Origin of the sequence: Rhizobium viscosum, assembly GCF_014873945.1 — a bacterium.
Classification (GTDB): Bacteria; Pseudomonadota; Alphaproteobacteria; order Rhizobiales; family Rhizobiaceae; genus Rhizobium; species Rhizobium viscosum.
In genome coordinates this window covers 2,541,730-2,560,943 of sequence record NZ_JADBEC010000001.1, presented here as the reverse complement: position 1 = coordinate 2,560,943, position 19,214 = coordinate 2,541,730, and the positions used below count along the sequence as shown (strand labels likewise).

Genomic DNA, 19,214 nt, shown 5'->3' with positions numbered 1-19,214 from the left:
CCAGATCTAGAGAATGATCGCAATCGCGCCAGAGGCGCGGCTGCGGCCCGCAGGTTCGCGGCCTGCTGCTTTATTGATCTGGACGTATTTTATGACTTCGGGTTTCAGAAAATTGCTTGTCCTTGCCTGCTTGGTCGTTATCGCAGTTGGCGGTTATCTCGCGTGGGAGCGCTATCAGCGCGTCTATGCCAACGCCCCTCCCAAAGGCATCGTCGGTCAGGTCGCATGTCAGCTTCGCCTCCGCGATGTCAAAACCAGCAATCTGAAGCCGGACGATCAGCCGTTCCTCACCAAATGCCTGATGGGCGGCTACATCACAAAGAGCGACCTCGATGATGCAGGCCTATCACCCTGATTTGACAGGCGCGGCCGTCATTCCTTCCTTGCAAAGAACGTGCTAACTCACCACGTCAGATAGGTGGGCTTAGGGAGGAATACATGCTGCTGAGCGGCTTCGATATCGTCGTGATCGTATTGGTGGTTTTTGTCATCCTGGTGCTCTTTGCGGGCATCAAGACGGTTCCTCAGGGCTACCGTTATACGATCGAGCGTTTCGGCCGCTATACGCGCACGCTGGAACCTGGCCTCAACCTGATCACCCCTTTCATCGAACGCGTCGGCGCCAGGATGAACGTGATGGAGCAGGTGCTGAACGTGCCGACCCAAGAGGTGATTACCAAGGACAATGCCTCGGTCTCGGCCGATGCCGTATCCTTCTACCAGGTGCTGAATGCCGCTCAGGCCGCCTATCAGGTCTCCAACTTGGAAAATGCTATCCTGAACCTCACCATGACCAACATTCGCTCCGTCATGGGCTCTATGGATCTCGATGAGTTGCTCTCCAATCGCGATGCGATCAACGACCGGCTGCTGCGCGTCGTGGACGAGGCCGTGCAGCCTTGGGGCATCAAGGTCACCCGCGTCGAGATCAAGGATATCCAGCCGCCGCGCGACCTCGTCGACGCGATGGCCCGCCAGATGAAGGCCGAGCGCGAGAAGCGTGCCCAGGTGCTGGAAGCAGAAGGTTCGCGCAACGCGCAGATCCTGAGAGCCGAAGGCGCCAAGCAGTCCGCCATCCTTCAGGCCGAAGGCCAGCGCGAAGCCGCCTTCCGCAACGCCGAAGCCCGCGAACGCTTGGCCGAAGCCGAAGCCAAGGCGACGAAGATGGTCTCGGAAGCGATCGCCGCCGGCGACATCCACGCAATCAACTATTTCGTTGCCCAGAAATACACCGATGCCCTTGCTTCGATCGGCTCGGCGCCCAATTCCAAGATCGTTATGATGCCGATGGAAGCGTCTTCCATTCTCGGCTCGCTTGGCGGCATCGGCGCGATTGCCCGGGAAGTCTTTGGGGAAGGCAACAATCCGCCGTCTCCGCCACCTCCGCCGCGTCCGCGGGCAGATCCGGCACGCTCCACGCCGTTGGTCGGCCGGGCTCCGGCCAATCCATTCAATCCCAATCCGGAGCGATAAGCCATGCTGGCGAAGATCGTCGGCGAACTTGGGCCATGGAGCTGGTGGGTGGCAGGCCTCGTGCTGCTTGCCGCCGAGATGATCGTGCCCGGCTTCTTCCTGGTTTGGATCGGGCTTGCCGCGCTTGCCGTCGGTGTTCTGTCACTGCTCTTCTGGGACGCCGCCTTCTGGGTCTGGGAACTTCAAGCGATCCTCTTCGCCATTCTCGCGGTCGTCGCCACGCTTATCGGCCGGCGACTGACACTGCGCAACGCCACAACGGATGAGCCGTTCCTCAATCAGCGAGGCGCGAGCCTCGTTGGCCGTACTGCGACACTGCGCGAGCCGATCCGCGAAGGCCGCGGCCGTATTCGTCTCGATGACACGACGTGGCAGGTCATGGGGCCGGATCTTCCGGCGGGAACGCAGGTCAAAGTGGTTTCGAGCAACGGCCGCGACCTGACCGTCGAACCGACCTGATCAGGCCACACCAATCCGCAAGAGATCGTGAAAGTGAACGAGCCCGACTGGGCGCTGCTCGTCATCGATAACGATAAGCGCGCCGATCTTGTATTGCTCGAGCAGCGCCAGCGCTGCAGTTGCCAGTACCGTCGGCCTGACCGTCTTCGGCGCGCGCGTCATGATGTCGTCGACTGTCAATTCCGCGAGATTGAGGCTGAGGTTACGGGACATGTCACCATCGGTGACGATGCCGCAAAGCCGACCCTCCGCATCCAGCACGCCGACGCAGCCGAAATGCTTGTGTGACAGTACCTTGATCGCGTCAGGCACGGACGTGCCCTTCGCGACCAGCGGCAGGCGGTCGCCAGTATGCATGATGTCGGCAACATGCATCAGGCTCGCACCCAGCTTGCCACCAGGATGGAAAACATGGAAATCCGTCGCCGTGAAGCCACGCGCATCCAGAAGTGAGATCGCCAGCGCATCACCGAGCGCAAGCTGCATCATCGTCGACGTGGTTGGTGCCAGCCCGTTGGGACAGGCCTCTTCCTCATTGGGGATCAGCAGCGCGATATCCGCAGCCGTCGCCAGTGAGGACTGCGGGCTGCAGGTCATGGCAATCAGCGGAATGGAAAAACGCCGTGTGTAGGAAATGATGCTCTTCAGTTCCGCGCTCTCGCCACCCTTGGAGATCGCAAGCACGACATCGTCGCCGGCGATCATGCCGAGATCGCCGTGATTGGCTTCCGCCGCATGCACGAAAAAGGCTGGCGTGCCGGTCGAAGCGAAGGTGGCGGCGATCTTCGTGCCGATATGGCCGCTCTTGCCGACGCCGGTCACGATCACGCGGCCGGTATTCTCTCCGATCATCTCGATCGCACGGGTAAAGGGCCCGGCAAGCCCGTCATCGAAAGCGCGTTCCAGCGCCTCGAGGGCGCGTCTTTCGATGCTGACGGTGCGCTTGCCCGACTCCAGCACACTGTTTTCGACGAGTTTTACCGCTCTCCTGATCATGGCAATGCGTTAGACCTTTTCACTTTACCTGTCCACCCGACAATGTTTCCCATGTGTGAACGCGCGGCCTGCGCGGCAACGAATGGTTAACCACAAGGCTTTACGCTTGGGTAAGACTTCGAAGCATTTCAGGCGCGGATTGAATGGGCCAGGGACAACAGACGAGCAGTGTGACGCCGCTCCGCGCCATGAGCCGTGCCGTCTCCATCACGGCTATCGGCCTGTTGGTCGCGCCCAATGCTTTCGCGCAGCAGACGACGTCTCAACAGGCATCGGCGAGCCCGGTAAATTCCCGCACGACAGCCACACAGGGCGCAGCCACGAACAATTCGGCGCCGGATTTCGGCGACACGGGCGATACCGCGACTACTCCTGCCAATAATGTGCGGGATCGGGATTCGGACACAGCTACTGCTCCCACCCCGACACCGCGGCCCGACGACGAGATTACCGGCTCGATCCTCGACGAGGATATGCGCAGGCTGAACACCCGCGAACCGCGCCTGGACGAGACACCGGCACGCAAGGTGCCGGAAAGTATCTCGACCGAGCAGACGCCCGGCATCCCCCTCGGCAGCTTTGTACTGCGCCCGAGCGTCACTCAAACGATCAACACCGAGACCACGAAGGACGGTGGCACGAAAAAGAGCCGCGGCTTCCTCGAAACCGATATGGGCGCGACGCTGACTTCCGACTGGAGCCGGCATCAATTAACCGTCACCTCCGAGGGCGCCTGGCAGAAGAACATCAGCGGCGAGGGTGAAGAACAGCCATCCTTCAAGATCAATGGCGATCTGCGGTTGGACCTGATGCATGACACCGTCGCTCACATCACCGGCGGCTATAATTTCTACCGCGAGGATACGGACGATCCGGATGCGATCACCAACGCCGATCAGCAATCCGATGTGCAGGAATTTACGGGCGGCGCGTCTATCGAGCACGACTTCGGCATCTTGCGTGGAACCGCCGCCGTTGCGCTTTCCCGCTCGATCTATTCCGATGCCGAGCTCTCGAACGGCACGACAGTCTCCATGAGTGACCGCAACCAGACGACAGGAACGGTGCGAGGCCGCATCGGCTATGAACTCTCGCCGGCACTCATTCCCTTCATCGAAGCGTCAGTTGGCAAGACCAATTATGATGAACGCACCGATTCCTCAGGTTATCAGCGTTCGGGGGACAGCTACGGCGCCAAGGGCGGCGTTCAGGTCGACATGGGCGAAAAGCTCAAAGGCGAGGTCGCGGTCGGTTATGCGACGGCGGATTTCGATGATGACAGGCTGAAATCGATCGATACGGCAACACTCGATGCCAGCCTGCTCTGGTCGCCGATCCGCGGGACGAATGTCAATATCAACCTTCAAACCAGCATCCAGCCTTCGACCGCAGCGGGCGAAAGCGGCTATGTCTCGCATCAGTTGACAACAACGGTCGATCATCAGTTGCGCGATAATCTGGTAACGACTGTTATCGGCGGCGTGACGCTGCGCGATTATCCGAGCGGCAGTACGATAAGCGACGAGACGGTTTACACCGCCTCGACAGGTCTTGTCTGGAACATCAACCGCTACCTCGACTTCACCAGCACGCTTGGCTACGAGCTGACGACACGCAAGGAAGGCGACGACTCGCAGAAATGGCGAGCCGGCGTAGGTCTCAAGGTGAAGCGCTGATGAACTTTATTTCAGGCGGGCGAGCAAGCTCTTGAAGCCGTCTTCGACTGTCGGGCGAATGTCCGCACGCTCGAGAGCGAAGGCAACATTGGCGAGGATGAAACCATCCTTGGCACCGCAGTCGTAAGTCTCACCCTTGAAGTGGTAGCCTGCGAAATCCTGTTCCTTCAGCAGCTTCAGCATGCCGTCGGTGAGCTGGATTTCGTTGCCGGCGCCACGTTCCTGGGTTTCCAGGATCTTGAAGATTTCCGGCTGCAGGATGTAGCGGCCGTTGATGAAGAAATTGGACGGCGCCGTGCCCTTGGCCGGCTTTTCGACCATGCCGGTGATGCGGAAACCTTCGCCGATGGCGTCGCCAACGCCGACGATACCGTACTTGTGAGCCTGGTCGGGAGCGCACTCTTCAACGGCAATGATGTTGCCGCCGCTGTGCTCATAAAGTTCGATCATGCCCTTCATGCAACCCTTTTGATCCTTCATGATCATGTCGGGAAGAAGAAGTGCGAAAGGTTCGTCGCCGACGATCTCGCGGGCACACCAGACGGCGTGGCCGAGGCCGAGCGGCTCCTGCTGACGGGTAAAGCTCACCGTGCCTGCCTTGGGAAGCTGCTGCTGCAGCAGGGTGATCTCCGCCTTCTTGGCGCGCTCCTTGAGCGTCTGCTCAAGTTCGAAATGAATATCGAAGTAATCTTCGATGACATGCTTGTTACGGCCAGTAACAAAAACCAGATGTTCAATGCCTGCTTCAAGTGCTTCGTCGACAACATACTGAATGATTGGTTTATCGACGACAGTCAGCATTTCCTTTGGAACCGCTTTAGTGGCTGGAAGGAACCGCGTTCCCAGACCTGCGACTGGAAATACTGCCTTACGAACTTTCTTATTCAGAGCCACACCGGCCTCCTGTTTTGACTATACCGCTTTTAACGAAACGCTACATCGATTTGAACTAGTATAGAATTGCTACCGTTTTGCAAATGGTGACTGGACCGGCCGGGCATGGTAAAGAATTTGTTGACTCCGTTCCTGTAATTTCGGCGTAGGACGGACATGACGTACCGCCCAGGCTAAAACTGAAGATGACGGATACGACTGCCGATGACCCAGAAATATATAAACTCCCTTCGTGGTCTTGCTCTCGCCCTCGTTGTCGCCACCGCGACCGGACTGGCCCCCAATAACGCAAAAGCGGATGCCCGGTTCCAGAAATGGATCGCGGACTTCTACCAAACTGCCGCCCAGAGTGGCATCAGTAAGGCAACCTATCAGAAAGCCTTTTCTGGGGTAAGCGAACCTGATCCCACCGTGCTGGAAAAGGCAACCTATCAGCCTGAATTCACATCTAAAATCTGGGATTACATCGATTCCCGCGTCAATCCCTACACTGTGGAAATCGGTCGCAAGATGGCCGCCAAGCATGCCAAGACGCTGGATGTAATCCAGCGCCACTTCGGCGTCGACAAATCGATTCTGCTCGCCATCTGGTCGATGGAATCAAATTACGGAGCAGTTCTCGCTAAGGATGAGCGCCTTCATTATGTGCCGCGCGCATTGGCGACGCTTGCCTATGCCGATCCCAAGCGTGCGAAGTTTGCCAAGAAGCAGTTGATCGCAGCGCTGAAGATCCTGCAGAACGGTGACGTGCCCGCCAAGGAAATGACCGGCTCCTGGGCCGGCGCCATGGGCCACACCCAATTCATTCCGACAAGCTATCTTCTCTATGCAGTGGACGCTGACGGCAATGGCCATCGCGACATCTGGAATTCCGTGCCCGACGCGCTGGCGACCTCGGCCAATCTCCTCATGAAGAATGGCTGGGACGCTGGCAGAACCTGGGGCTACGAGGTCGCAGTACCCGCATCTGTCGCCCAGCAGGTCGGCAAGACGCGCACGCTCGCCCAGTGGGCTGCCCTCGGTCTGAAACGTCCGAACGGCAAGCCTTTCAAGGATGGCAATACCCGCGCCATGCTGAAGATGCCGGCAGGTAGCGATGGTCCGGGCTTCCTGATGACGGCGAACTTCTTCACCATCAAGAACTACAATGCCTCCGACAGCTATGCGCTAGCCGTCGGCCTGCTTGCAGATCAGATTGCCGGCTTTGGCGGCATGCAGCAGCGCTGGCCGCGTCCGGAAGGTGCGCTCGACATCACCGAGAAGTTCGAATTGCAGACACGCCTGAAGACGCTCGGCTATTATAGCGGCGATGTCGACGGCAATTTCGGCTCCGGCTCCAAGGCAGCCATCGCCGCCGTTCAGGAACGCTTCGGCATGCAGCCGGATGGTGAGCCTTCACTTTCGCTTCTCGACGCGCTGCGCCGTTAGCGCGCCGCGCAATCATTCAGACGCACAAAGGACGCCCTAACTCCTTGAATCTATGCATCGTGCTTTCTGAAAATCGATTCCGATTTTCGAGCCGATACTGTAGAAGCGGGGAAAGCCTGACCTAAATAATATCGATGGTGTGGACGGAAAGCAGCTGCCTATGCAAGATGCCCGGCAGATGCGGAACTGCCCGATGACGAGACAAATTGACCGGACCCGATGGATTCGTGGGCTTGCGCTTGCCGCAGCCACGCTTTCCCTTTGCCTTGGTTCGATGCTGCCGGCCGACTATGCCGAGGCGCAGGAGCTTCGCTATCAACGCCGCTCCATCCTCGATTTCTTTCTCGGCCGCCGTTACATAGACGAGAATCCGCAGCCCGAAATGCGCGGCCAACCGCGGCGACAACAGCAGCAACGCAGGCGCCCTACCGCGCAGAAGGCCGTGACGCCAATGCGCACGGCGCCCGTCGCACCCACTGAACCCGTGGTTCAGAAGCTGGACAACGCCCAGAAAATCCTTGTTGTCGGCGACTTTCTCGCCGGCGGCCTGGGCGACGGCCTCACTGCCGCCTTTGAAACCTCGCCCGGTGTCGTGGTCGAGGCCCGCAGCAATGTCTCATCCGGCCTCGTGCGCGACGACTATTACAATTGGCCCGGCGAACTGCCAAAGATGATCGACGAGCTGAAGCCGGCAATGGTCGTCGTCATGATCGGCGCCAATGATCGCCAGCAGATGGTGACCGACGCAGGTAAGGAAAAATTCCGGACCGATGGCTGGTTTACCGAGTATCAGCGCCGCGTGATGGCCTTCGGCAAAGAGATTACGAGCCGTAAGATTCCGTTGCTCTGGGTCGGACTTCCCGCCTTCGAATCCGATTCGATGACGGCCGATGCCGTTCAGATGAACCAGCTCTACCGCAACCAGATGGAAAGCATCGGTGGCGAATTCGTCGACATCTGGGACGGCTTCGTGGACGAGAATGGCAAGTTCATCGTCACCGGCTCCGATGTCAACGGCCAGCAGGTGCGCCTACGCACCACTGACGGCATCAACCTGACCCAGGCCGGCCGCCGTAAACTTGCCTTCTATGTGGAAAAGCCGGCGCGCCGCCTTCTCGGCACTCAGGCAAGCCCCGATCTGGTGCGCCTCGATCCCGGAAACCTGCCGGCGCTGACGCTGCCCACCAATCCTGTGGAGCATACACAGCCGATCAGCTTGTCCGACCCGAACCTCGATGGTGGAGCAGAACTGCTCGGCGCCGGCAAGACGCCGCCGGTGACGCTCACGAAATCGCCGCGCGATCTCTTGGTCGAACAGGGCGAAATGGCACCTGCGCCCGCGGGTCGTATAGACGACTACCGCATGCCGACGCTGAAGACGACGGCGGAAGTCTCCGTAAAATAGGAAAGGGCCGTTGAACGGCCCCTATTGATATTCGGGACTTACTTGGCTGCCGCCTGTGTCCCTTGCGCCGTAGTCAACAGTGAAACGCCTCACGACTGGGCGGGCGGGAACATGTCCAGCCAGTCGCCGCAGGCCGGATCGGCCTGCATACGCAGGAAAACTGAAGCTCGGGAATTGCATGAAGCTTGCCGGAAGCCGCGGCGCGTCAACCGGTCGCATCACGAAAAACTCCACCGGAATACGGCGGAGTTTTATTGCTCGACGAATTATTCGAAGAGGATCAGCGCGGCAGGACGGTGGAGCCCATCAGCGCCTCGTCGATCGCGCGTGCAGCCTGACGACCTTCGCGGATCGCCCAGACCACCAGCGACTGGCCGCGGCGCACGTCGCCCGCCGTCCAGAGCTTGTCGATCGAAGTCTTGTAGTCACGGTCGTCGGCAACGACGTTGGTCGATCCGCGCTTGTCGACATTGAGCGTCAGCCTGCCGTCGAGTTCCTTCAGCACGCTGTCGTTGAACGGGCCGCTGAAACCGATGGCGATGAAGGCAAGATCGGCCTTGATGACGAATTCCGTTCCCGGAACAGGGCGACGGCGTTCATCGACTTCGCAGCACTTCACGCCCGTCAGCACACCATCTTCGCCAACGAATTCGAGCGTGGCGACCTGGAATTCGCGGATCGCGCCTTCGGCCTGCGAAGAGGAGGTACGCATCTTCGTGGCCCAGAATGGCCAGACGGCGAGCTTGTCTTCCTTCTCCGGCGGCTGCGGACGAATGTCGAGCTGGGTCACCTTGACCGCGCCCTGACGGAAGGCTGTGCCGACGCAGTCCGACGCCGTGTCACCGCCGCCAACGACGACGACATGCTTGGCGCCGGCCAGGATCGGATCGGACGGCCAACCGGTGCTATCGATATTCTCACGGCCGACACGCTTGTTCTGCTGAACCAGATACGGCATCGCATCATGAACACCGGCAAGATCGGTGCCTGGAATGCCGGCTGCACGTGGCGTCTCGGAGCCGCCGCAGTAAAGCACGGCATCGTAATCCGCGAGCAACTGCTCGACCTTGACGTCGACGCCAACATTGACGCCGCAATGGAACGTCACGCCCTCGCCCTTCATCTGCTCGACGCGGCGATCGATGAAGTTCTTTTCCATCTTGAAGTCCGGAATGCCATAACGCAGCAGACCGCCCGGCTTCGTCTCACGCTCATAGAGATGAACGTCATGACCGGCGCGGCCGAGCTGCTGGGCCGCTGCCATGCCGGCAGGGCCGGAGCCGATGATCGCAACCTTCTTGCCGGTATGGATCGTCGCCGGCTGCGGACGGATGAAGCCGAGCTCGTAAGCCTTGTCGGCAATCGCCTGCTCGACCGTCTTGATGGCAACCGGTGCATCTTCGAGGTTCAGCGTGCAGGCTTCCTCGCAAGGCGCCGGGCAGACGCGGCCGGTGAATTCCGGGAAGTTGTTGGTCGAATGCAGGTTCTGGATCGCCGCTTCCCAGTTGTTGTTGTAGACGAGGTCGTTCCAATCCGGAATCTGGTTATGAACAGGGCAGCCGGTCGGGCCGTGGCAATAGGGGATGCCACAGTCCATGCAGCGCGCTGCCTGTTTCTGCACTTCCGGGTCCGACATCGGGATCGTGAATTCGCGGAAATGACGGATGCGATCCGACGCCGGCTGATACTTCGCTACCTGCCGGTCGATTTCCAGAAAACCTGTAACCTTACCCATATTTTCGTCCCTTACCCTCATGACCGCCTCGCCCGCGGCCAGTTGTCTGTTCAGCCTCAACCGCGGAGGCAGGTTGTTTCTTTTGACCGTCATCAGAACATATCCCCTGTCGCCATCTACGCGGTTGCGCAAGCTTCAGGCTTGCGGCTGATCCTCGTTGAGTCATTGAGATATTTCAGTCATCCGCCACACGCTTCCGGCCTGGCGGATTGTTCGGTTCAATTATTCGGCAGCGATGCCCATCCGGCTGCGCTCCATTTCCTCAAGTGCACGACGGTATTCGACCGGCATGACCTTGCGGAATTTCGGGCGGTATTCGGCCCAGTGCTCAAGGATTTCCTTGGCGCGGGTGGAGCCCGTGTAGTGCAGATGGTTGGAGATCAGCTGGTAGAGGCGCTCCTCGTCGTGGCGGGTCATGTCACCGGAGACGTCGACCCGCCCCTTGTGCATGAGGTCGCCGCCGTGATGGTGCAGCTTCTCCAGCATGTCGTCCTCTTCCGGAACCGGCTCAAGCTCGACCATGGCCATATTGCAGCGGCTGGCGAAATCGCCGGCCTCGTCGAGAACATAGGCCACGCCGCCGGACATGCCGGCCGCGAAGTTGCGGCCCGTTCCGCCGAGCACGACGACCACGCCGCCCGTCATATATTCGCAGCCGTGGTCGCCCACGCCTTCGACAATGGCGATCGCACCGGAGTTGCGAACTGCGAAACGCTCGCCCGCGACACCGCGGAAGTAGCATTCGCCCTCGGTCGCACCGTAAAGAACGGTGTTGCCGACGATGATCGAATTCTCCGCGACGATCCTCGAGTTTTCCGGCGGACGGATAATGATCTTGCCGCCCGAGAGCCCCTTGCCGACATAGTCGTTACCGTCACCGATCAGGTTGAAGGTGACGCCGCGTGCCAGGAACGCACCGAAACTCTGGCCGGCCGTGCCCTTCAGGGTGACGTTGATCGTATCTTCCTTCAGGCCGCGATGGTTATAACGCTTGGCCACCTCGCCCGAGAGCATCGCACCGGCCGAACGGTCGACGTTCTTGATGTCGACCTCGAAGGCGACCGGCGTCTTCGATGCCAGCGCCGGCTCGGCCGCCGCGATCATCTTGCGATCGAGAATGTCGTCGATCGGGTGCTTCTGACGCGTCGTCCAGTAGGTCTCCTCCTTCGGTGCATCGACCTTGTGGAAGATCTTAGCGAAGTCGAGCCCCTTGGCCTTCCAGTGCGCCAGCATCTCGTCCTTCTCGAGCAGCTCCGAAGCGCCGATGATCTCATCGAGCGTGGTGAAGCCGAGGGAGGCCAGAATTTCGCGCACTTCGTTGGCGACGAAGAAGAAGTAGTTGATGACGTGCTCGGGCGTGCCCTTGAAGCGCTTGCGCAGGACGGGATCCTGCGTCGCCACGCCGACCGGACAGGTGTTCAGGTGGCACTTGCGCATCATGATACAGCCGGCCGCAATCAGCGGAGCCGTCGCAAAACCGAACTCGTCGGCACCGAGCAGCGCGCCGATGACGACGTCGCGACCGGTCTTCAGACCACCGTCGACCTGCAGGGCGACACGCGAGCGCAGCCCATTCAGCACCAGCGTCTGCTGGGTTTCGGCAAGGCCGATTTCCCAAGGGCTGCCGGCATGCTTCAGTGAGGTGAGTGGCGATGCGCCCGTACCACCGTCGAAACCGGCAACCGTGATATGGTCGGCGCGCGCCTTGGCGACACCGGCGGCAACCGTGCCGACGCCGACTTCCGAGACGAGCTTGACCGAGACATCCGAGGTCGGGTTGACATTCTTCAGGTCGTAGATCAGCTGCGCCAGATCTTCGATCGAATAGATGTCATGGTGCGGCGGCGGCGAAATCAGGCCGACGCCCGGCGTCGAATGACGGGTCTTGGCAACCACCGCATCGACCTTGTGGCCGGGCAGCTGGCCGCCTTCACCGGGCTTGGCGCCCTGCGCGACTTTGATCTGCAGCACGTCGGCATTGACCAGATATTCCGTCGTCACGCCGAAACGGCCGGACGCGATCTGCTTGATCGCCGAGCGCTCGGGGTTCGACGAACCATTCGGCAGCGGCATGTAACGGTCGCTTTCTTCACCGCCCTCGCCGGTGTTCGACTTGCCGCCGATCCGGTTCATGGCGATTGCCAGCGTCGTATGCGCCTCGCGGCTGATCGAGCCGAAGGACATGGCGCCCGTGGAGAAGCGCTTGACGATATCGACCGCCGGTTCGACGCTGTCGACCGGCACCGGCTTGCGGCCGAGTGCCTCGGCACTCTTGATCTTGAAGAGGCCGCGGATCGTGTTCATGCGCAGTGCCGAGGTGTTCACCATCTCGGAGAATTCGCGGTAGCGATCCTCGGCATTGCCGCGCACCGCATGCTGCAGGGCAGCCACGGCATCCGGCGTCCAGGCATGGCTTTCGCCGCGCATGCGATAGGCATATTCGCCGCCAATATCGAGATTGCTTGCCAGCAGCGGATCGCGGCCGAAAGCAGACTTGTGGCGAACGACCGTCTCGCTAGCGATTTCCTCCAGACCAACGCCTTCGATGGTCGTCGCAGTGCCGAAGAAATACTTGTCGACGAATTCCGACTGGAGGCCGATCGCATCGAAGATCTGCGCGCCGCAATAGGACTGATAGGTCGAGATGCCCATCTTGGACATGACCTTCAGGATGCCCTTACCGACAGCCTTGATATAGCGATACACGACTTCGCTGGCGTCGACTTCCTTCGGGAATTCACCCTTGGCATGCATGTCGAGCAAGGTGTCGAAGGCGAGATAGGGGTTGATCGCTTCGGCGCCATAGCCGGCGAGCAGGCAGAAATGGTGCACTTCGCGCGGCTCGCCGGTTTCGACGACGAGACCGACCGAGGTGCGCAGCCCCTTGCGGATCAGGTGATGATGCACGGCAGCGGTCGCCAGCAGCGCCGGGATCGCGATGCGATCAGGGCCGATCTGGCGGTCGGAGAGCACGATGATGTTGTAGCCGCCCTTGACTGCCGCTTCCGCGCGCTCGCAGAGACGGTCGAGCATCTCAGGCATGCCTTCGGCGCCGCGCTCGACGTCATAGGTGAAGTCGAGCGTCTTGGTGTCGAAACGGTCTTCCGTGTGACCGATCGAGCGGATCTTCTCGAGATCGCCATTGGTCAGGATCGGCTGGCGTACTTCGAGGCGCTTGGCATTCGCCATGCCTTCGTGGTCGAGAATGTTCGGACGCGGACCGATGAAGGAAACAAGGCTCATGACGAGCTCTTCGCGGATTGGGTCGATCGGCGGGTTCGTCACCTGCGCGAAGTTCTGCTTGAAATAGGTGTAAAGCAGCTTCGACTTCTCGGACATGGCCGAGATCGGCGTATCCGTGCCCATCGAGCCGATCGCTTCCTGACCCGTCGTCGCCATCGGCGACATCAGGATCTTCGTGTCCTCGGTCGTGTAGCCGAAGGCCTGCTGGCGATCGAGCAGTGAGACGTCGCGGCGAAGCGCGCGCGGCTCGACCGGCTTCAGATCTTCAAGAATGAGCTGCGTGCGGTTGAGCCAGCTGCGATAGGGATGCGCGTTCGCAAGCTGTGCCTTCACCTCGTCGTCGGAGATGATACGGCCTTCTTCCATATCGATCAGCAGCATCTTGCCTGGCTGCAGGCGCCACTTCTGGATGATGCTCTCTTCGGCAACCGGCAGCGTGCCGGCTTCGGAGGCCAGGATGACGCGGTCGTCATCAGTGACGAGATAGCGTGCCGGACGCAGGCCGTTACGGTCGAGCGTCGCACCGATCTGCTTGCCATCGGTGAAGGCAACGGCAGCCGGTCCGTCCCACGGCTCCATGAGAGCAGCATGATATTCGTAGAATGCCTTGCGCTCCGGCGACATGGACTGGTTGCCGGCCCATGCCTCGGGGATCAGCATCATGACGGCATGCGAGAGCGAATAGCCGCCGCGCAGGAGGAATTCGAGCGCGTTATCAAAACAGGCAGTATCCGACTGGCCTTCGTAGGAAATCGGCCAAAGCTTGGAAATGTCCTCACCGAAGAGCGGGGAGGAAACCGAAGCCTGGCGCGCCGCCATCCAGTTGACGTTGCCGCGCAGCGTGTTGATTTCGCCGTTATGGGCGACCATTCGGTACGGATGCGCGAGCTTCCAGGATGGGAAGGTGTTGGTCGAGAATCGCTGGTGCACGAGGGCGACCGCGCTTTCGAAGCGCGGGTCCGCCAGGTCCTTATAGTAGGCGCCAACCTGGTAGGCCAGGAACATGCCCTTGTAGACGACGGTCGTGCTGGAGAGCGACACCGGATAGAAGTGGCTCTCCTCACCGTCGAACTCATCATAGATCCGGTTGGAGATGACCTTGCGAAGCGTGAAGAGGCGGCGCTCGAATTCGTCGTTCGTCGCAGCATCCTTGCCGGCGCCGATGAAGACCTGCACGTGATGCGGTTCGGTCGCGGCAATCGCCGGCGCCTTTGACAGAGATGAATTGTCGACCGGCACGTCACGGAAGCCGATGAAGACCTGGCCTTCTTCGGCGATGACGTCCTTGATCACCTTCTTGAAATGTTCGATCTGCTTTTCGTCGCGCGGCATGAAGATATGGCCGACGCCATATTCGCCGGCCTTCGGCAGGGTAATGCCCTGCTTGGCCATCTCCTCGCGGAAGAAGCGGTCAGGGATCTGCACGAGAATGCCGGCACCATCGCCCATCAGCGGATCGGCGCCGACGGCACCGCGATGCGTCAGGTTTTCGAGAATGAAAAGGCCGTCCTTGACGATCTGATGGGACTTCTGCCCCTTCATATGCGCAACAAAGCCAACACCGCAGGCGTCGTGCTCATTGCGCGGATCATAAAGCCCCTGTTTCTTCGGAAGACCGGAGGCAGATTTACGCGTATTGGCCGTTGCGCGCACGTCTGTTGCTGCGAACTGGTCAATATGCGTGGATGGCGTCATCTTCGTCATCGTCTTTCCTCCTGTCGAAGCCCCGCGAGGCCGCGGGCGGCTTTTCGTCGCGCACCGCACCTTAAAGATAGGTCCGGCGCGTGACAGCGCTGTTGCATTATGAAGATCCGGTCGCAGACATCTGCTTTCAGGGAAAGCAAACCGTCGCGTTCCGCGCCTGCCATTCGCTTCCGCGCGCCGCCACATGGAAGGCTCGGCGCTCGAAAGAACTATAGCGTGAAAGCCGGTCTGTTCCAGGGCTTTCGGCGCCTCTTCGGCCGTGAAGACCAAAATAGGACAGCAACCCTGTCCTAATTCACCAGTTCTATGCCAGAAACAATTCCACTCCGCAAGAGCGGCCTATTAAAAAAACGTCAATTTGCGACGGAAGATTGCCAAATCAACCAAAATGGAGACATAAAATTACACTGCACTTTATCATTTTGTTTATTGATTGCGCAGTTCAATTTTTGTGATGCATCCGGGTTTCCGCCCTTGATCCCGTGAAGCTTTGGCGTAGTGTCCATTCCCGAAACTGCCATCCCATCATTTTCAGTGGTTTTCTCCATGATTTTTGCTTCCGACAACTGGGCTGGCGCCCATAAATCCATTGCCGAACGCCTGCTCGCCGAATCCACCGGTTTTGCCGCCGCTTACGGCAACAGCGATCTCGACAGACGCGTGGAAGCCCGCTTTTCCGAGATCTTCGAGCGCGAGGTTTCCGTCTTCTTCGTTGCGACCGGCACCGCTGCCAACTCCCTGGCGCTGGCGAGCGTCCAGCGCCCTGGCGGGATCACCTTCTGCCATCAGGAAGCCCATGTGATCGAGGATGAATGCGGCGCGCCCGAATTCTTCTCCGGCTCAGCCCGCCTCATGGCCGTCAATGGCGAAGCCGGCAAGATCGATCCGACCAAGCTCTCGGCAAAGATCGCGCACTTCCCCGAAGATGCCCTTCGTCATGGCCGCGCCACCGCTGTGACCATCACCCAATCCACCGAAATCGGTACCGTCTATTCGCTGCCGGAAATCGGCGAGATTTCCACGATCGCCAGGAAGCGAGGACTACCCCTGCACATGGACGGCGCGCGCTTTGCCAATGCGCTCGTTGCATTGAATGCAACACCTGCCGAAATGACCTGGAAGCGCGGCGTCGATATGCTCTCCTTCGGCGGCACGAAGAATGGTTGCTGGTGTGCGGAAGCGATCGTTTTCTTCAATCCGGAACAGGCGAAGGAAATGCATTTCATCCGCAAGCGCGCCGCCCAGCACTTCTCCAAGTCGCGTTTCATCTCCGCCCAGTTCGACGCCTATTTCGAAAACGGCCTCTGGCTTGATCTTGCCCGACACTCCAACGGCATGGCCGACGGTTTGCGCGCCGGCATCGGCGCCAGCAATTCGGCTCGGCTCGCCTGGCCGACCGCGTCAAACGAAGTTTTCGCGGTCATTCAGAAATCAGCCGCAAAGACGGCTGAGGAAAAAGGCGCAAAATTCTACGAGTGGCCGATCCCGGCCGGCATGCCAGACCTCGTTTCGGAGGGAGAAACGCTCGTCCGTCTCGTCACCAGCTTTGCAACGACCGAAGCCGATGTCGACGGCTTCCTGAAGTGCCTAGCGGCGTGATTTTGCAAATGCCGGAACGCTCGTTCGAAAGAGCCCGTGCTCCGGCCAAGCCGGAACAAAGTCCGCTTCTTTAGCATTTCTCCCTTAATTCATAGGCGGTCAGTGTCACCCCGTTCCTATGAAGAGGTGAAGAAATGAAGAAGTTGGCAATCATCGTCCTGACCGTCGCGACGACTTTTACAGGCATCGCACCGGCACAGGCGTTTCCCACAATCGCAAGGCCTGATGTGCCGCAGGCCTCAAACGTCGAGCAGGTTCAGTATTATCGCCGGCACTGGAATCGCTATCGGTATGATGATGACAGGTGGCGCTATCGTGATTACGACGACGGGTGGCGCTATCGCCGATATCACAGACACAACAACGCCGGCGCCATCATCGGCGGCCTTGCTGCAGGAGCCATCATCGGCGGCATCATCAGCGCGCAGCGCCAGCCGCGCTATTATTACGCCGGCGGCAGTTATCACACCCGCTGGTGCTATTCGCGCTATCGCTCTTATCGCGCCTACGACAATACCTATCAGCCCTATTATGGTCCGCGCCGCCAATGCGTTTCGCCGTAGAGTTCTGATTTCGAAAACGAAAATCCCGCCTTCGCCGGCGGGATTTTTAATTGAAGGTATTCACGCAGACCGCAACCCCCTGACCTTCTTCAGAATATCATCCGAAAGTGCTGCCACGAGCGCCTGATCGGCACCCTTTCGCGGCACCAGTACAAACTCGACATCCTCCAGCACTGGCAGCCTGGCCGGCGCGATTTCCTTCAAGCCCGAGGGCGCCATACTGCGCGGCTGTACGAGCACTCCCATGCCGGCGCGTGCCGCGGCCGTCAGCCCGCTCAAACTGCCGCAGGTGCAGACGATGCGCCAGGCCACGCCATGCCGACCGAGCGCTTCCAGCGCAATGGCGCGTGTCACACTCGGCGGCGGGAAAGCAATCAAGGGCAGTGGGCCGGATGCGAGCACATGCTCCGGATCGCGCGCCAGCCACACCAGCGGCTCCCGGTAGACGAGCTTTCCGTGCTCATCACCGAGCCTCCGTTTGGCAAGCACGAGGTCGATCGCTCCCGCATCCTGCATTTCGTAGAGCACGCCGGAAAGCGCCACCGTCAGCTCCAGATCGACAGATGGATGCGATCGCACGAAATCTTCCAGCACCGCCGGCAGCTGGCTCGTCACGAAATCCTCGGAAACGCCGAGCCGCAGGCGTCCGCGCAGGCTGCCTCCCTTGAACAGCGATTGCACCTGCCCCTCGATCGACAGCATCGCCCGCGCATGCGACAGCAAGGTCTCGCCATCACCGGTCAGCACGACCTTGTGCGTGTCGCGCTCGAGCAATCGGCGCCCGAGCGACGTTTCCAGCCTTTGGATATGCTGGCTGACCGTAGACTGCCCGAGGCCTAGTCTCTCGGCAGCCAGCGTGAAGCTGCCCATCTGCTCGACGGTGACGAAACTGCGTAGCTGCGAGAGGTCCAGCATGAGTGTAATCCAGATTTGTGATAGCTGTTATTCCTTGCATCCTGGATCATAATGAGCGACAAAACAATGACTCATTTTAATTCAGCGAGACCACCATGCGCCGCTTCTTACCCGATACATTCACGATCCTGCTCGTCTGTACCGTCATCCTCGCCTCGATCTTCCCGGCGAGCGGTACCTTTGCCGGCTGGTTCGGTGTGGCGACTGATTTCGCCATTGCGCTGCTGTTCTTCCTGCACGGCGCACGCCTCTCGCGTGATGTCGTCATCGCCGGCCTGCTGCACTGGCGCTTGCACCTGGTGATCCTGCTGACCACTTTCGGCCTCTTCCCGATCCTCGGTCTGGCGATAGGCTTCATTCCGGATTCGATCCTGCCGCAGCCGCTTTATCTCGGCATCCTCTTCCTCTGCGTGCTACCGTCGACCGTGCAATCCTCGATCGCCTTCACCTCGATGGCGGGTGGTAACGTGCCGGCAGCGATCTGCTCCGCGTCGGCTTCCAATATTTTCGGCATGTTCCTGACGCCGCTGCTCGTCGGCCTGCTCTTTTCGGTCGGCGGCCATGGCGGCTTTTCCTTCGATGCGCTCGAACAGATCCTGCTCCAGCTTCTCGCCCCCTTCGTCGTCGGCCAGATCCTGCAGCCCTGGATCGGCGAATGGATCCGCTCCAAGAAGAAGATCCTGATGCCGGTCGACCGTGGCTCCATCCTGATGGTCGTCTACCTGGCTTTCTCGACAGCCGTCGTCGAGGGCCTGTGGCACACCTTCTCGATCGGCGACATCGCCGCCGTCATCATTGCCGACATGCTGTTGCTGGCGCTCGTTCTCGTTATCACCATGTTTGGCAGCCGCTGGCTCGGCTTCAGCAGGGCCGACGAGATCACCATCACCTTCTGCGGCTCGAAGAAGAGCCTCGCAAGCGGCGTTCCGATGGCAAATGTCATCTTTGCCGGCCAGTCGATCGGCGCAATCGTCCTGCCGCTGATGCTCTTCCATCAGATCCAGTTGATGGTCTGCGCCGTCATCGCCCAGAAATATGCGGCCGCCGCAGCCCGCCGGGCCACAGAAAAGCAGCTTGAAGAAGCCGCAAGCCCGGCCTGATCGAATAAAATGACCGCAAACTAA

15 protein-coding genes are annotated in these 19,214 nt (G+C 59.9%); 9 read left to right on the top strand and 6 right to left on the bottom strand.

The genetic code is table 11. From position 1 onward, the window contains the following. Nucleotides 1–13 precede the first annotated feature (13 nt). The 3 genes from H4W29_RS12555 to H4W29_RS12545 all read left to right on the top strand — a co-directional run bounded on the left by H4W29_RS12555 (nucleotide 14) and on the right by H4W29_RS12545 (nucleotide 1,932). Nucleotides 14–355: a hypothetical protein gene (locus H4W29_RS12555; protein WP_192729198.1), complete on the top strand. Its 342-nt coding sequence runs from the start codon at nucleotides 14–16 to the stop codon at nucleotides 353–355. 83 nt (nucleotides 356–438) lie between these two features. Then, nucleotides 439–1,473 carry an SPFH domain-containing protein gene (locus H4W29_RS12550; RefSeq protein WP_192729197.1) on the top strand — a complete coding sequence of 345 codons (1,035 nt, stop codon included), beginning with the start codon at nucleotides 439–441 and terminating at the stop codon, nucleotides 1,471–1,473. A 3-nt stretch (nucleotides 1,474–1,476) separates the two neighbouring features. Next, nucleotides 1,477–1,932, top strand: a complete 456-nt coding sequence (locus H4W29_RS12545; protein ID WP_192729196.1) for an NfeD family protein — start codon at nucleotides 1,477–1,479, stop codon at nucleotides 1,930–1,932. On the opposite strand, the gene H4W29_RS12540 is transcribed toward H4W29_RS12545, so the two are convergent. Continuing rightward, nucleotides 1,933–2,928, bottom strand: a complete 996-nt coding sequence (locus H4W29_RS12540) for a KpsF/GutQ family sugar-phosphate isomerase (protein WP_192729195.1) — start codon at nucleotides 2,926–2,928, stop codon at nucleotides 1,933–1,935. Nucleotides 2,929–3,071: 143 nt separating this feature from the next. Here H4W29_RS12540 and H4W29_RS12535 point away from each other — a divergent pair, with 143 nt between their 5' ends. After that, nucleotides 3,072–4,604 (top strand): outer membrane beta-barrel protein, encoded by a 1,533-nt coding sequence (locus tag H4W29_RS12535; protein WP_192729194.1) that lies wholly within the window; start codon nucleotides 3,072–3,074, stop codon nucleotides 4,602–4,604. Between the two features lie 6 nt (nucleotides 4,605–4,610). Here the strand turns inward: H4W29_RS12535 and galU are convergent, their stop codons facing one another. Further along, complete coding sequence (galU, locus tag H4W29_RS12530) at nucleotides 4,611–5,498, bottom strand: UTP--glucose-1-phosphate uridylyltransferase GalU (protein WP_192729193.1); 888 nt, start codon at nucleotides 5,496–5,498, stop codon at nucleotides 4,611–4,613. 204 nt (nucleotides 5,499–5,702) lie between these two features. On the opposite strand from galU, the gene H4W29_RS12525 reads away from it, so the two are divergent. Further along, nucleotides 5,703–6,926, top strand: coding sequence for a lytic murein transglycosylase (locus H4W29_RS12525; protein WP_192729192.1), 1,224 nt, complete (start codon nucleotides 5,703–5,705; stop codon nucleotides 6,924–6,926). Nucleotides 6,927–7,119: 193 nt separating this feature from the next. Continuing rightward, complete coding sequence (locus H4W29_RS12520) at nucleotides 7,120–8,331, top strand: SGNH/GDSL hydrolase family protein (RefSeq protein ID WP_192729191.1); 1,212 nt, start codon at nucleotides 7,120–7,122, stop codon at nucleotides 8,329–8,331. 280 nt (nucleotides 8,332–8,611) lie between these two features. Here the strand turns inward: H4W29_RS12520 and H4W29_RS12515 are convergent, their stop codons facing one another. The 3 genes from H4W29_RS12515 to H4W29_RS12505 all read right to left on the bottom strand — a co-directional run bounded on the left by H4W29_RS12515 (nucleotide 8,612) and on the right by H4W29_RS12505 (nucleotide 15,561). After that, nucleotides 8,612–10,066 (bottom strand): glutamate synthase subunit beta, encoded by a 1,455-nt coding sequence (locus tag H4W29_RS12515; RefSeq protein ID WP_192730725.1) that lies wholly within the window; start codon nucleotides 10,064–10,066, stop codon nucleotides 8,612–8,614. A 222-nt stretch (nucleotides 10,067–10,288) separates the two neighbouring features. Then, entirely contained in the window at nucleotides 10,289–15,013 is a 4,725-nt protein-coding gene (gene gltB / locus H4W29_RS12510; RefSeq protein WP_192729190.1) for a glutamate synthase large subunit, read from the bottom strand. Between the two features lie 353 nt (nucleotides 15,014–15,366). Then, entirely contained in the window at nucleotides 15,367–15,561 is a 195-nt protein-coding gene (locus tag H4W29_RS12505; protein WP_192729189.1) for a hypothetical protein, read from the bottom strand. On the opposite strand from H4W29_RS12505, the gene H4W29_RS12500 reads away from it, so the two are divergent. Both H4W29_RS12500 and H4W29_RS12495 read left to right on the top strand, forming a co-directional pair. Then, nucleotides 15,560–16,612 carry a threonine aldolase family protein gene (locus H4W29_RS12500; RefSeq protein WP_192729188.1) on the top strand — a complete coding sequence of 351 codons (1,053 nt, stop codon included), beginning with the start codon at nucleotides 15,560–15,562 and terminating at the stop codon, nucleotides 16,610–16,612. The two genes, H4W29_RS12505 and H4W29_RS12500, sit on opposite strands and share 2 nt — an antisense overlap. 134 nt (nucleotides 16,613–16,746) lie before the next feature. Next, a complete protein-coding gene (locus tag H4W29_RS12495; RefSeq protein ID WP_192729187.1) occupies nucleotides 16,747–17,175 on the top strand; it encodes a BA14K family protein in 429 nt (142 codons plus the stop codon). Nucleotides 17,176–17,235: 60 nt separating this feature from the next. On the opposite strand, the gene H4W29_RS12490 is transcribed toward H4W29_RS12495, so the two are convergent. Next, nucleotides 17,236–18,090 carry a LysR family transcriptional regulator gene (locus H4W29_RS12490; RefSeq protein WP_192729186.1) on the bottom strand — a complete coding sequence of 285 codons (855 nt, stop codon included), beginning with the start codon at nucleotides 18,088–18,090 and terminating at the stop codon, nucleotides 17,236–17,238. Between the two features lie 95 nt (nucleotides 18,091–18,185). On the opposite strand from H4W29_RS12490, the gene H4W29_RS12485 reads away from it, so the two are divergent. Then, nucleotides 18,186–19,190, top strand: coding sequence for a bile acid:sodium symporter family protein (locus H4W29_RS12485; RefSeq protein WP_192729185.1), 1,005 nt, complete (start codon nucleotides 18,186–18,188; stop codon nucleotides 19,188–19,190). Nucleotides 19,191–19,214: the final 24 nt, after the last annotated feature.

What these genes read in the sequence shown, in the direction of transcription:
- H4W29_RS12555 (WP_192729198.1), top strand. Translation starts at nt 14, where the DNA reads ATGATCGCAATCGCGCCAGAGGCGCGGCTGCGGCCCGCAGGTTCGCGG.
- H4W29_RS12550 (WP_192729197.1), top strand. Translation starts at nt 439, where the DNA reads ATGCTGCTGAGCGGCTTCGATATCGTCGTGATCGTATTGGTGGTTTTT.
- H4W29_RS12545 (WP_192729196.1), top strand. Translation starts at nt 1,477, where the DNA reads ATGCTGGCGAAGATCGTCGGCGAACTTGGGCCATGGAGCTGGTGGGTG.
- H4W29_RS12540 (WP_192729195.1), bottom strand. Translation starts at nt 2,928, where the DNA reads ATGATCAGGAGAGCGGTAAAACTCGTCGAAAACAGTGTGCTGGAGTCG.
- H4W29_RS12535 (WP_192729194.1), top strand. Translation starts at nt 3,072, where the DNA reads ATGGGCCAGGGACAACAGACGAGCAGTGTGACGCCGCTCCGCGCCATG.
- H4W29_RS12525 (WP_192729192.1), top strand. Translation starts at nt 5,703, where the DNA reads ATGACCCAGAAATATATAAACTCCCTTCGTGGTCTTGCTCTCGCCCTC.
- H4W29_RS12520 (WP_192729191.1), top strand. Translation starts at nt 7,120, where the DNA reads ATGACGAGACAAATTGACCGGACCCGATGGATTCGTGGGCTTGCGCTT.
- H4W29_RS12515 (WP_192730725.1), bottom strand. Translation starts at nt 10,066, where the DNA reads ATGGGTAAGGTTACAGGTTTTCTGGAAATCGACCGGCAGGTAGCGAAG.
- gltB (WP_192729190.1), bottom strand. Translation starts at nt 15,013, where the DNA reads ATGACGAAGATGACGCCATCCACGCATATTGACCAGTTCGCAGCAACA.
- H4W29_RS12500 (WP_192729188.1), top strand. Translation starts at nt 15,560, where the DNA reads ATGATTTTTGCTTCCGACAACTGGGCTGGCGCCCATAAATCCATTGCC.
- H4W29_RS12505 (WP_192729189.1), bottom strand. Translation starts at nt 15,561, where the DNA reads ATGGAGAAAACCACTGAAAATGATGGGATGGCAGTTTCGGGAATGGAC.
- H4W29_RS12495 (WP_192729187.1), top strand. Translation starts at nt 16,747, where the DNA reads ATGAAGAAGTTGGCAATCATCGTCCTGACCGTCGCGACGACTTTTACA.
- H4W29_RS12490 (WP_192729186.1), bottom strand. Translation starts at nt 18,090, where the DNA reads ATGCTGGACCTCTCGCAGCTACGCAGTTTCGTCACCGTCGAGCAGATG.
- H4W29_RS12485 (WP_192729185.1), top strand. Translation starts at nt 18,186, where the DNA reads ATGCGCCGCTTCTTACCCGATACATTCACGATCCTGCTCGTCTGTACC.